Below are 13,639 nucleotides of genomic sequence, written 5' to 3' on the forward strand. Positions count from 1 at the left end.
TGTTAGGTCCCAAATCACAATTGGAAGCATTGACACAGAACATCGTAGTCGCGTTTTCCATCAGAGAAGTTCAACTACCGTACGTTGAGACAACAGAAAATAGGCAGCCCTCCCCGTCTTTAAGGAAGGCTGCCTGTTATTCCGTTTTACTTGCGTACAGGTGCAGTCCGAGGCTGTCCCTTGCCAGCTAGAGACAAAACGCCTCCACCAATAGCGCCTACGACAGTGACAACGGAACCCACGATGATGAGTGGCATGGAATTCATGACCATTGCCACGCCCACAATAGTTGTTCCGATGATGCAGAAAATGGTTAAAAACCACGCTGCAGGGGTGTGTCCGTGGTTAGTGGGAGGTGCTGTATCTGGCACTTCAACACCGTCACGGTTCAGTATGTTTCGGCTAAAGTCGACTTCGTGTGAAGACATGCTGTTCCCTTTCAAAAGGTTACTCCGCAATAAGATTACAGGGCCTTCTAGGACTTCTTAACTAAAACCGCCAAGCTCGCATGTGATAAAGGACGAACATCACACAGAGCGCTTAAGCGCCTACTGCTTACCTGACGAAGTTTCCCCGTCTGTCGGATCCTCACCTCTGCTCAGCGCATCCCATAAGTCTTTGTCGTCGCTACGTAGGTGAGTGTCTTCTCCATCGTCCTGCACAGCCACATCTGGGGTGCGGGATATGTCCCTCTCCGCATTCTGTGGTTCAGTACGCTCATACCTGCTTGTTGATCTGCCCCATACATGTGCGCCACGTATTCCCATGACACCAGTAATGCACAACAACACACCCAACACCACAACAACATAACCAGTGGGATACACCGCAATGTCGTCAGGAATAAAACTGGTTGATGTCGCTATTTCAACTTGACTACGCACTGCAGAACGAGGAGAAACTAATACACCTACGGCAGATATCACCACAGTAAGTGCGCTTATCGTCAGCACGCTTAAGGCAACATAACGGATAATTTTTCCGCTCAACGATATTAGTAAGGCAGCCGCTACCGCGACAATACTGCTAGCAGTTATTCCTGGTGCTGCAGAATGCGCAGAAACTTGTACGACTACGTCCTCCCCTAAAACCGTTGTCACCGTAGTAGAGAACCATGAAACTTGGGCAAGAGCGATAGTCAGCCCAGCTAACACTAAGGCCGTTAATACACATGTTTTTCTGCTCATAGTAGACATGCCATAGTTCCTATTTTTGAGTCCGCGAAACTAAACGATGAGCGGTTTGAATGGCGCGTATAACAGCCGCTGCTTTATTTCGCGTTTCCCAATATTCGAGGTCTTCTTGCGAATCTGCAACAATTCCACCACCAGCTTGAACATGCGCCTGCCCGTCCTTCATGTAGGCAGTACGAATAGCGATTGCCATATCCATATTTCCATCGAATCCGAAGTATCCGACGGTTCCCCCATAGACACCGCGTGATGCCTGCTCATATTCGCCGATAAGTTCCACTGCACGATTCTTCGGGGCACCTGAAAGCGTTCCCGCGGGGAACGTCGCTGTAAAAACATCCAGCGCAGTCATGTTTTTACGTAATTTTCCGATCACAGTTGAGCACATGTGCATGATGTGACTGAATCGTTTTATAACCTTAAATTCAACGACTTCAACTGAGTCTGGTTCACACACTTTTACGAGGTCGTTACGTGACAAATCAACTAGCATAATGTGTTCAGCAACCTCTTTAGGATCTTCTTGAACGTCTTTTGCGTTCAGGATGTCCTCTTCTAAAGTTGCGCCCCGTGGCCGTGAACCAGCGATGGGGAATGTGGTGATCTTTCCTTCAACAATTTTGACAAGTGTTTCGGGACTTGAACCGACCACAGAATACGGCTCTCCTGCCGCATTTGTGAGCACGAAATAATACATGTACGGGCTTGGGTTAATGGTGCGAAGCACGCGATACACATCTAATGGAGAAACATCAGTCGTTATATCGAACCGTTGACTCAAGACGATCTGGAAGACTTCACCGTCTTTGATGGCTTCCTTCCCCTGGGCGATCATCTGTGAGTATTGTTCACGCGTCGTACGGAACGCTATCTCAGGCTCTGCCATCTGCGGGTCCACGACCCGAGGCACATCGCTAAACCCTGCTGCGATCCCTGCTTCTAGTGAAGCTTCCATCTCATCAAGACGCTGTACAGCGTTGGCATATGCTTCCTCAACACGGTCATCTGTGTTGTCAAAATTGATTGCGTTAGCAATCAACCAAATAGAGCCATCAACGTGGTCAACCACTGCGAGATCTGAAGCTAAACACAAACTCATTGCAGGTGCATTGAGCTCATCTGGGAAGGTCTGAGGAATTGTTGGTTCCCATTCGCGAATAATGTCCCAGCCCATCGCACCGACTAAACCACCCGTGAATGGCGGCAGCCCATAAATTGCTTCAGTGTGGAGCGCTTCAAGAGCAGCACGTAATACTTCTAGTGGTTTGCCACTCGTTGGGATTCCTTGTGGGACATCTCCTTGCCACTGAGCAACTCCGTTATCAATGGACAAAGAAGCTCGTGAATGCACGCCGATAAACGAATAGCGTGACCACGCGCCATCAATTTCTGCAGATTCCATCAAGAACGTATTTGGGCGCGATTGCCCCAACACCCTATACACGCCTAGTGGCGTAACGTCATCGGCAAGTATGCGACGCACAACGGGAATAACGCGTCGATTGTGAGCGAACTCTTGGAAGCCTTGCATTGACGGCCAGGTGGTGCCCCAAGCAAAAGTCTCATGTACGTGCTGGGACTTTAACGCTGTCTCTTGGGACATGTCATGGCCTACTTTCATCCGCGCGGTTAAGTGAGTTGAAATGAGTGTGATCTACGTATGCTTCAAGTGCACCCCCGGTGATGAAACATGTTCTTTCACCGGTGTGGCATGCAGCGCCTACTTGGTCAACCTCAATAAGTAGAGCATCTCCATCACAATCAAGAGATACGGAGTGTACGTATTGGTAGTGTCCAGAGGTATCGCCTTTGCGCCAATATTCTTGGCGTGACCGTGAATAGAACGTCACGCGGCCTTCATGCAGGGTACGACGTAAAGCTTCGTCGTCCATCCAACCAAGCATTAATACTTCACGTGTATCAAATTGTTGAATGATTGCTGCGATGAGTCCTTGCGAGTCTCGCTTGAGCCGTTGTGCAAGTGTCTCTGCGAGGCGCAGGTTATCTGTCATTGCATACTCCTGGTGAATGCTGTTCTACCGGTTGTATCTTCCCACGAAAAATACGACAGTCTGCGACGAAACTATTAAGCAGTGTGTGTTTGTGCGATCCATGCAGCAAACATCGAGGCATATCTTCCCTCAAGTGCAAGGAGTTCTTCGTGTGTTCCGCATTCAAGCACTTCGCCTTGATCTAGGACGGCGACAAGATCACTTGTTTGTGCGGTTGATAGTCTGTGCGCGATAGTGACTGTTGTTTTCCCGCGCATGAGGGCATCTAGCGCCTGTGCGATTGCAGCTTCCGTTGCGGGATCAACAGCAGAGGTTACTTCATCCATGACAAGGATGTCTGCTTCACATACGTATGCACGAGCGAGTGCTACTAGTTGTCGCTCTCCGGCAGAAAGCGTTTCTCCGCGTTGTCCCACATGTGTGTCTAATCCGTTCGGTAGATTCTCCACCCATGACCACAGTTGCAAGTTTTCTAAAGCACTCACTACCCGTGCTTTGATGTCGTCATCGTGTAGCGTTTCTTGCGCCCGCAATGGATATGCAATATTCGCATAAAGTGTGTCAGCAAATAAGAAGCCTTCTTGCGGTACCAAAAGAACTCGACGACGTAAATCATGTTCGCTTAATGAACGAATGTCCGTGCCATCAAAAGCAATGTATCCAGAGGTGGGGTCAACAAAACGAGTAATCAGTTTCGCCAATGTGCTCTTACCTGAACCAGTTTCGCCTACGACAGCAACCTTATGACCTGCTGGGAAAGACAAGGAAATATTTTTAAGGACCTGCGGGCCCTTGGGATAGGCATAGTTCACTCCGACAATGTCGAGTTGTGCAGGCCCTTGTTGATCGTTACTTCCTGACGGGAACTTAACATCAATAGGTGTTTCCAAAATTGCGAGCACCCGACGCCATCCAGCTACCGCGTTTTGCATCTCATTAAGCACTTCGGTGGCAAGTTGCACGGGACCGGTAAACAGTTGCACAAGGAAGAGGAAAGCCACGAGTTTACCTAAAGAAATTTCTCCGGCAACACCTAGGTATGCTCCAGCGATCACGACAACAACAAGAATGAAATTGGCTGCGAATGCTCCAGCAGAAAACGAATAAGCTACTTTTTTCGCGGCAGTTATTGCAGCATTTTTGTGGTCGTGCACATGCTCATTTATTTTTCCTTCAATGCGTGGCCCAATCCCATAAGCTGTGACAGTTTGCGCACCCGTAATGGCTTCAGATGTTACCCCCAGCATGTTTCCCATCCGGGATCGGACAAGCGTGTATGCACGGTTTACAGCTCGTTGGGCAGGCTGCAACAAAATAACGAAGGGAATGAAACTCACCCACACAAGAATTGTGAGCTGCCATGAGTACCACACCATGACAATAGTTGCTGCTATCAGTTGTAGGAAGGATGTGATTAAAAGGATCCCTCCCCACTGCACAAACATTGAGATGGCGTCAACATCAGAGGTCACGCGCGATACTAACGCACCCTTACGTTCAGTATTTTGAGTAAGAATCGTTAGCCGGTGGATGTGCTCAAAAGCCTTGCACCGCAGCGTGGCAAGACCGGCTTCTGTTGATCTGAACAATCGGATGTTCAATGAAGCAGTACACACGCCAGAAACCACAATCGCGGCAACAGCAAGGGCCGTAGCATACATGAGCTGTGTCGCATCAAGTGCGGTTGTTCGGCTATCTCCGGTCACGCCATCAAGTACATACTGAATGGCGATAGGAATAGTTACTTTTCCCGCTGCAGCGATTACAGCCAGAACTAGTGTCAGCCACACACCAGACACTAGTTCTGGGGTGACAGATACTCCGCGTCGGATCGTGGCAAAAACTCCAAGATCTGCAGCAGAGCGTATCGCAGAGTCTCCTGATGCCACGCTATGACTCCCCTTCAGTGTCGTGGTTTTGGCTTTCATAGGCAAAAATTAATTCACGGTATTGTTCCAGAGAATCCAATAGTTCACTGTGTGTACCTGCGCCAACTGTTCGACCTTGCTCCATGAACACGACATGATCTGCTATCTGAGCAGTTGCTGCCCGATACGCCACCATAATGACTGTCGTAGCACCACGCTGTGATATCCCGGACAAAATCGCTTGCTCAGTATGCGGGTCCACTGCGGAGGTAGCGTCATCAAGCACAAGAATATGTGGACGACGCACTAGTGCCCGAGCAATCGCCAAGCGCTGACGTTGCCCACCGGACAGGTCTGACCCCTGTTCTTTCAAGCGTGTATCCAGGCCTTGCGGTAACCCGCGAACAAAATCTTCCAACTGGGCTAAGCGCAGCGCCTCCCACACGTCTTCGTCTGTGCATGAAGAATGTTCGTTAAGCACAACGTTCATGCGGATGGAATCTTCAAAAACAAACGAGCCTTGCGGCACAAACGCGATGGTCTCGCTTAACGCCTGGCGGCTCAAGGAAGTCACGTCTACCCCACCAAGAGCGATTGTTCCTGTCGTTGCGTCCCATAGCCGTGTCAGCATAGAAACAGCGGTTGTTTTACCTGAACCTGTACGTCCCATCACAACAGTGACACGACCTGCAGGTGCACTAAATGACACATCGTGCAAGAGCTGCACATGCTCGTCCTGCTCTATAACGCCATATCCGACAGTAGAGAACGTAACGTCAACATCTTTATCAGCACGAAACGCTTGACCCTCCCTAGGAGAAAGATAACTTGATGCGTCAACGACCCCAGCAACACGATTCCAACCCACAACGGAACGAGGCAATTCTGCTAACACCCAGCCAAAAGCGCGCACAGGTATTGCTAAAAGAGTCAGTAAATAAGCGGCACTAACAATGTCACCTGCATTAATTGCACCCTGCTCGAAGCGCAAAGTACCAACGATAATAACTAACAAAGCACCAAAATTAGGAAGCGCTTCAATAACAGGTTCAAAAGTGGCACGAACCGTACCAACACGCACGTTAGCCGCACGTAATCTATCAGTCGTCACAGCAATTCGGTGGAGTTCAAGATCGCGAGTACCCAACGCTTTGACGAGCACTGCCCCATCGAAACTCTCATGAATAGCTTCAGACACTTCGCCACGTAGCCGTTGTGCATTCTTCACCACTGGAGTCATCCGCTTTTGGAAAACTAGGTTGGCGCACACCATTGCTGGAATGATCAATAAAGCAGCAAGGGCAAGCCACACATCCACTCGGAACAACATAACCGCAGAAATAAGCACCATCGTTGTGGTGCCCACCATGAACGGCAACGGGTTAAACACTGCAGTTGCAGCTTCAGCGTCAGAACTCATGTGAGACAGCAACTTGCCCGTCGAGTTCTGTTTAAACCATGCAGGTGGAAGGCTTGTAAACTTTTCGGCTAATCGTGTGCGATGTGCTGCCTGCAAGTTGAACACACCATACGACGCAGCAATCCTTCGTAACGCAATCGATATAGCTAACGCCAACACAATCGCGAACAGCACAAAAGCGCCCAACCAAATCGTGGAAGCTGGACTATCCCTCAACAGAATAGGGATCAACTTTTCATCAGTCACCCAGCCAACGCACCACGATAACGCAACCATGAGAGCACCAAACAGTGCTGAAACAGTTATCGCTGCAACATATATCCTCTTTTGTGAGCCCATCGAGCGCATCAAAAGACTCCACGATTGACGTGCTTGAGTTCCTACAAGTTCATAAGGGGTTTTCGTATCATCAACTGGCTGTGTTGAACTCACACCAATCGAACCTCAACCCCGTTGTCTGCCATGTCTGCTTTTACTTGAGCGATAGTCAACTGCCCAAAGTGGAAAACACTAGCAGCCAGCACCGCGTCTGCTCCAGCTTGGGCTGCTTTAGTAAAATCTGAGGCTCGCGCCGCACCGCCTGAAGCAATAAGTGGAATAGCGACCTCCCGGCGCACTGCGCTAAACATGTCGAGGTCGAATCCGTTATAGGTTCCGTCTGCATCCATCGAATTCAACAAGATCTCGCCAGCGCCTAATTCTTGTGCACGAACAGCCCACTCAACTGCGTCAATGCCAGTGCCACGCTTTCCACCATGCGTTGTCACTTCAAAACCCGAAGCAGTCTGTGCTTCACCGGTTGTACGGCGTGCATCAACGGAAAGAACAAGGACTTGGCTGCCAAAGCGTTCAGCAATTTCATTAATTAACTCTGGACGGGCAATAGCTGCAGTATTTACTCCCACTTTGTCTGCTCCGGCCCTCAACAGCGCATCAACGTCGTCGCTGCTACGAACGCCACCGCCAACAGTTAACGGAATAAACACTTCTTCTGCGGTACGCCGAACAACATCTAACGTTGTGGCACGGTTACTTGATGAAGCCGTAACATCTAAGAACGTTAACTCGTCTGCGCCCTGTTGCCCGTATCGTCGAGCAAGTTCCACAGGGTCACCTGCATCACGCAAGTTTTCAAAGTTCACGCCCTTAACTACGCGTCCAGCATCAACGTCAAGGCACGGGATAACGCGAACTGCAACAGACATGCACACCTCTTTAAAACTTATTCGCGACCTTGTGAAGCCGCAAGAATGTCAACAACGTATATGAGCGTGTCATCTGCTAACGCAGATTCTGACGGCCCAAAACCAAGTTCTGGTGGAATAACAATCAACAGTTGTGAACCGACCGGAGCTCCCAGCAAATTTTGGTCAAGGCCAGATATAAGCTGATCAGATCCGATCTGAACTGTTACGGGGCCTCGTTTTTTATCCCACGTTGAATCAATGACTTTACCCTTTTTCCACGTAGCAGCCACATACTGGACCACCACCTGAGAATTAGCTTCAACTTGTTGGCTTCCGCCTGTTTTTAACTGCTGCACAGCTAAGCCTTCAGGTTTCTTCAAGCCCTTAGGGATTTTAATCTTCGGTTCACCAGAGCGGCTGTAACTAATCTCCGGCATGCCTTCTTCAACAGATTTTTCTTCTCCTACAGACATCGCAGGAAGCACATCCATCACAATGATGCGAGATTCAGAGCCTTCCCCTGTAACTTGCATAACACGCGATCCTGCAGGCACGTCTTTTACTAGATCGTATAGTTCAGTGCCAATTGTTTCTTCGTCCATAAAATACGGCGCGGGAACGCCTTCATAATCGCTGCGGACTGGCTCACCCGTATCTGGATCAACAACATGCATACGCAGCAACATCCACGAGCCGTCATCAATCTTCTCTCCAGCGCCCTCCCACAACACTTCACTCACTGGATCTTCAAAGACAAACGGCTCATCATATTCAATTTTTGGGACTTCGTCGGCGGTTCCTGTAACCGTAACCTTCGAGGTAGTTGGTTTAACCGTCGGCTCTTCTTCAGGTTCAGAACAGCCCGATAATACAAGTCCGGCTGTGCAGCATACTGCCAGCGCTGTTGTGACCGTTCGAAAGCGTGTACCGCGAAAAAGACTCAAAGCGTGCATGACCACACATGCTAGCCAATAAACCTGTGTGGTCACCACATTGTTTCGTCACATACTTTCCAGCAACGCATCAACTCTGGCATCAACATGGGCAAAAGGGTCTTTACATAAAACAGTGCGTTGAGTCTGATCGTTCAATTTAAGATGAACCCAGTCAACTGTGTAATCACGTTTTTTATCTTGTGCTGCGCGAATAAAATCCCCGCGTAGCTTTGCCCGTGTCGTAGCAGGAGGATACTCGCGCGCTTCTTCAATCGCAGATTCAGTAACTACCTGCTGCATGAGTCCACGGGCAGTTAACTTTGCGGCGAGCCCATCAGTTTGTGAAATGTCATGGTATGCAAGATCGAGTCGCGCTAGTCGCGGATCGTCCAAAGCACAATTAAGTTTTTCTTGATAACGCATCAGCAACTTATGTTTAATTGCCCAGTCAATTTCAGTATCAATACGTGAATAGTCTTGTGTTTCTACAGCGGTAATACCGCGCTCCCACAGATCAAACACTCGCTCATCAATCGTTGCGCTTTCTCCGGACGCGGCAACAAATTCACGAGCCTTCTCAAAATATTCCTGCTGCAGTTGCGCGGCAGTCAATGTTCGTCCCGAAGCTAAAGTCATCAACGCTTTTCCGGAAAGATCATGGCTTACTTCACGAATAGCGCGCATTGGATTTTCCAAAGCAAAATCTCGCAGTGGTAGGCCCGCCTCAATAAGACGCAAAATAATATCTGTTGCCCCAACCTTCAACATTGTGGTCGGTTCAGCAACAGACGAATCCCCAACAATCACGTGCAACCTGCGATAATATTCCGCATCTGCATGTGGTTCATCACGAGTGTTAATGATCGGACGTGACCTCGTCGTCGCACTCGACACAGCTTCCCACATATGATCTGCTCGTTGAGAAAAACAAAAAGTAGGGCCGCTAGCTGTCGTTAAAACTTTCCCTGCTCCACACAATATTTGGCGGGAAATCAAAAAAGGCACCAAAATTTCGGCAAGCCTATTAAAATCACCTTGACGACGAATTAAATAGTTTTCGTGGCAGCCATACGAGTTACCAGCCGAATCAGTGTTGTTTTTAAAAAGGTGAATTCGCCCCGGCAAACCTTCAGATTCAATTCGTTGCTGTGCATCATGAACAAGATCTTCCATGATGCGCTCTCCACCACGGTCATACGCAATCAGTTGCTCCACGCTGTCGCATTCAGCCGTCGCATATTCCGGGTGAGACCCCACGTCCAAGTAAAGTCGCGAACCATTGCGTAAAAAAACGTTTGAGGAACGCCCCCACGCAACGACCTTTTTAAAGAGTTGGCGTGCAACTTCGTCTGCGCTCATTGCTTCGCCTTGCGCCGTAGCACAAGTAATACCGTATTCAGTTTCAAGCCCGAAAATCCTACGTGTGGACACTCTACTCCCCTAAAAGTTGTTCAATACGCTCTGTAGATAACCGTTTAAACAAACGACGCATACGCGTACGGTCCAGCACCGCGGCTTCAATTTTTTCTGCAACTATCTGATGCTCAGCCCCATCAATGGCATGCTGCTCCAACACCCGAACGACAAGGCGCAGCACTTCTGCAAGAGAGCGACCAGGCTGCCATTCAGTTTGCATCGCTTCAGTTAATGCATCAGCGTGCCCGCCAATAACAACAAACCCATGCTCTTCTGCAACAGAACCATCAAAAGACAACCGATACATTTGATCTCGTTGCGGAGTAACCCCCAGCTCAGCAACGACAAGTTCAACTTCTAAGGGCTTTGACTCAGTAGTAAAAGCTGTACCCAAAGTTTGCGCATACGCATTTGCTAGCCCACGAGCCATCACATCCGAGCGGTCATAGGTGTATCCGCGCAGGTCTGCATAGCGGATACCCGCCACCCGAAGGTTTTCGAATTCGTTATATTTTCCAACTCCAGCAAATCCAATACGGTCATAGATTTCTGAAATTTTATGCAAAGCACGTGAGGGGTTTTCTGTAACAAAAACCATCCCCTGGTCATACTGAGCGACGATAACAGAACGCCCCCGAGCGATACCTTTACGCGCATAATCAGCGCGATCTTTCATAAGTTGTTCAGGTGAAACATAAAACGGCATAGTCATTACGAATCACCTTTCAACGCGTCCGGAGACAGGGCTTCCTCTGGCGGCACCGGATTTCCGGCACTACCAACACCCGGTTCTAAAACACCAATTTCAAGATTCTCAGACGTCCGCACATCGATCACACGTTGCGCAATCTGGGATAACTCTTGCGCATCCACATAAGCGAAACCTGAACTGTTCACGACAGCAACAATCGGCCAGATTTTCCGCACAGAGTCAGGACCTGCAGTTGCTGAATCGTCGTCCGCAGCATCCCATAAAGCTTCTACACATACTTTGACGGCATCTAGCCTGTTCAGACGGGGACGCCACAATTTCTTTAACGCACCGCGCGCAAACACAGATCCAGATCCGACAGCGTGATGACTGGTTTCTTCATAACGTCCGCCCGTGACATCATACGAAAAGATTCGTCCACGCCCATGATCTTCATCAAAGCCCGCAAACAATGGAACAACCGCTAATCCTTGCATCGCCAATGGCAAATTACTGCGCAATAAAGTCGCTAGTCGGTTAGCTTTCCCATCAAGGGAAAGGCTGTCTCCTTCAATTTTTTCGTAATGTTCCAACTCAAGTTGAAACAAACGCACAAGTTCAATAGCTAGCCCAGCGGACCCTGCAATTCCCACCACCGACGCATCGTCAGCAGCAAAAACTTTTTCCATTTCTCGGCTAGCAATCATAGAGCCGACAGTCGCACGGCGATCCCCTGCCATAACAACGCCACCATCAAATTGCACTGCAACGATCGTTGTTCCATGCGGCACGTGAGGTAACACCCCCGAGTCAAGACTGCGCGCTTGTGGGAGAACATGCGGTGCACTACGAGAAACGAACTCAAAAAACGACGAACCGCCATCATATGAGCCTGCAATAAACCCAGAGCGTTCAGTCATAGTCGCCTACTGTCCGCCCTTTTGGACGAAACCTCTCACAAAAGTTTCAGCATTCACTTCAAGCACATCGTCGATTTCATCGAGAAGCGCATCAACCTCAACATCAGATTGTGTGGCCTGTGGCTGCGCTTCTGGTGCAGGAGTCTCATCCTCATGTTCGTCGTGCGAAAACTGCTGTTGTTCTTGACCGGCCATTGATATTCCTCCTGCTGTGTACGCTTACACCCACACACACGAATAACGTAGTGGGCACTTCTTCAATCTAGTCGTAAAACTCAATTTGTGCGGGTCAACCACACCTTTTAACCGCACAGACGCAACTGACACAACCCTGTGCACTACGTATGTAAAAGAGCAGCTAAAAAGCCGGACGGATCTCCTTGATGGTCTTTTATGAGTCGTTCGACATGCCGCGCTGTTCCCCGCCACGGATCTAACATTGGGATTCTTTGCAAGGTCGAGTTCTCTGGAAGATCAAAAATTATAGAATCCCAGCTTGCCCCAGAAACTACTTCTCCAAAATGTTCCATCACTTCACCACGGAAGAAAGCACGCGTGTCACGTGGTGGATGTGCAACTGCGTTGATAACAGCTTTTTCATCCGTCAAACGATCGACAACACCTGCATCACGCAAACGAACATACAAACTACGTTCTGGACGGACATCTGACCATTGAATATCCATCAATGCGATTTTTGGGTGGTCCCAAGCAAAACCACCACGCTTGCGCATCGAATCAAGCAAACGATACTTAGCAACCCATTCGACGTCTCGTGCACACAACATAGGATCTTGTGAAAGTCTGTCCAGCACAGAAATCCACCGTGCAAGAACATCTTGGGTCATAGCAGGCACAGGATCTTCGACATGACGCAAACGCAACTGTAATTCTTGAATGATCGCTACATACCGGCGTTGGATTTCTAGTGCGGTTAAGTGATCGCCGTTTTTTAGTTGTAAAGGCTGCGAACACGTTAAGTCACGGCTGACTGCTTGCACCGCAGCCACAGAATCGTGCAAAGCTAACGACGTGATGCGGTCATACAGGTCAGGATGCTCTGCAAGATTTTCGGCAACCCACAACACCAGATTTGTGGCACCAATTTTTAGATAAGTAGCAGTCTCCAACAAATTTGCATCACCGATAATGACGTGCAGTCGTCGCCATCGGGATCTGTCGGCGTGTGGCTCATCTCTCGTGTTGATAATGGGTCGACGTAAAGTTGTTTCAAGCCCGACTTCAGCTTCCATAAAATCGGCACGCTGCGATAACTGAAAGCCTGCTTGTTGACTGTGCTGGCCCACACCAACTCGCCCTGAACCGCAATAAATTTGCCGTGTCACAAAGAAAGGAGTCAGCACATTTATTAGTTGCGTAAAAGGCACGGAACGCGCCACTAAATAGTTCTCATGTGTGCCATAACTTGCGCCTTTAGAATCTGTATTGTTCTTATACAGTTGAACGTCAACGCCCATGCTTTTAGCGAGTTGACGAGACGCCTCCAACATCACTCGCTCGCCGGCAACGTCCCACACTACAGCGTCACGCGGGTTAGTAACTTCCGGTGATGAATATTCTGGGTGCGCATGATCAACGTAAAGCCGTGCACCATTAGTAAGAATTGCGTTTGCTGCGCTCGGGTCATCGTACATGTCAACTTCTGGACGTTCGACCTGCTGTGCAGCTATTTCAGCTGTTCCTAACGCATCGCCAGAGGGCGCCAAACGTGTCGGGTCATCTGTAAGAAGTGAAGGGTGTGCGGATGCTCGCGGCAGGTGAAACCCTCGGGCATCGTTAAGAGGGTCTTCGTCCACATAATCCCACCGCGCTTTGCCTCGCGCGGCAGAGCTCACCGACCTGTATGCAGTAACAATCTGGCTTGACATGAGCATGGGATTTGCTCGAGGGTTTCCATTCTGTAAAACCCCATACTCTGTTTCGATTCCAACAACGCGTTGAACAGTCACGTCCCCACCTATATACCTTTAAGACAA

13 protein-coding genes are annotated in these 13,639 nt (G+C 49.2%); all 13 read right to left on the bottom strand.

Annotated elements, in window-relative coordinates; all coding sequences use genetic code 11:
• Positions 1 to 146: 146 nt before the first annotated feature.
• Positions 147 to 428, bottom strand: a complete 282-nt coding sequence (locus ACR9EC_RS03395; RefSeq protein ID WP_435300114.1) for an HGxxPAAW family protein — start codon at positions 426 to 428, stop codon at positions 147 to 149.
• A gap of 120 nt (positions 429 to 548) precedes the next feature.
• Positions 549 to 1,196: a Trp biosynthesis-associated membrane protein gene (locus ACR9EC_RS03400; protein WP_435300115.1), complete on the bottom strand. Its 648-nt coding sequence runs from the start codon at positions 1,194 to 1,196 to the stop codon at positions 549 to 551.
• Positions 1,197 to 1,206: 10 nt separating this feature from the next.
• Positions 1,207 to 2,796 carry an anthranilate synthase component I gene (locus ACR9EC_RS03405; protein ID WP_435300116.1) on the bottom strand — a complete coding sequence of 530 codons (1,590 nt, stop codon included), beginning with the start codon at positions 2,794 to 2,796 and terminating at the stop codon, positions 1,207 to 1,209.
• A gap of 1 nt (position 2,797) precedes the next feature.
• Entirely contained in the window at positions 2,798 to 3,205 is a 408-nt protein-coding gene (gene hisI, locus ACR9EC_RS03410; protein WP_435300117.1) for a phosphoribosyl-AMP cyclohydrolase, read from the bottom strand.
• Positions 3,206 to 3,279: 74 nt separating this feature from the next.
• Complete coding sequence (locus ACR9EC_RS03415) at positions 3,280 to 5,094, bottom strand: ABC transporter ATP-binding protein (protein ID WP_435300118.1); 1,815 nt, start codon at positions 5,092 to 5,094, stop codon at positions 3,280 to 3,282.
• A gap of 1 nt (position 5,095) precedes the next feature.
• Positions 5,096 to 6,925, bottom strand: coding sequence for an ABC transporter ATP-binding protein (locus ACR9EC_RS03420; RefSeq protein WP_435300119.1), 1,830 nt, complete (start codon positions 6,923 to 6,925; stop codon positions 5,096 to 5,098).
• Entirely contained in the window at positions 6,922 to 7,698 is a 777-nt protein-coding gene (hisF, locus tag ACR9EC_RS03425; protein WP_435300120.1) for an imidazole glycerol phosphate synthase subunit HisF, read from the bottom strand. Before hisF ends, ACR9EC_RS03420 begins: the two co-directional genes overlap by 4 nt.
• Before the next feature lie 17 nt (positions 7,699 to 7,715).
• A complete protein-coding gene (locus ACR9EC_RS03430; RefSeq protein WP_435300121.1) occupies positions 7,716 to 8,633 on the bottom strand; it encodes an FKBP-type peptidyl-prolyl cis-trans isomerase in 918 nt (305 codons plus the stop codon).
• 48 nt (positions 8,634 to 8,681) lie between these two features.
• A complete protein-coding gene (pafA, locus tag ACR9EC_RS03435; RefSeq protein ID WP_435300122.1) occupies positions 8,682 to 10,046 on the bottom strand; it encodes a Pup--protein ligase in 1,365 nt (454 codons plus the stop codon).
• Position 10,047: 1 nt separating this feature from the next.
• Entirely contained in the window at positions 10,048 to 10,743 is a 696-nt protein-coding gene (gene prcA, locus ACR9EC_RS03440) for a proteasome subunit alpha (RefSeq protein WP_435300123.1), read from the bottom strand.
• Positions 10,743 to 11,642, bottom strand: a complete 900-nt coding sequence (prcB, locus tag ACR9EC_RS03445) for a proteasome subunit beta (protein WP_435300124.1) — start codon at positions 11,640 to 11,642, stop codon at positions 10,743 to 10,745. The genes prcA and prcB overlap by 1 nt, the downstream gene beginning before the upstream one ends.
• Positions 11,643 to 11,648: 6 nt before the next feature.
• Positions 11,649 to 11,837 (bottom strand): ubiquitin-like protein Pup, encoded by a 189-nt coding sequence (locus ACR9EC_RS03450; RefSeq protein ID WP_435300125.1) that lies wholly within the window; start codon positions 11,835 to 11,837, stop codon positions 11,649 to 11,651.
• Between the two features lie 143 nt (positions 11,838 to 11,980).
• On the bottom strand, positions 11,981 to 13,612 hold the full coding sequence (dop, locus tag ACR9EC_RS03455) for a depupylase/deamidase Dop (protein WP_435300126.1): 1,632 nt from the start codon (positions 13,610 to 13,612) through the stop codon (positions 11,981 to 11,983).
• Positions 13,613 to 13,639: the final 27 nt, after the last annotated feature.

It is taken from the genome of Timonella sp. A28 (assembly GCF_051200815.1).
Lineage (GTDB): Bacteria > Actinomycetota > Actinomycetes > Actinomycetales > Cellulomonadaceae > Timonella.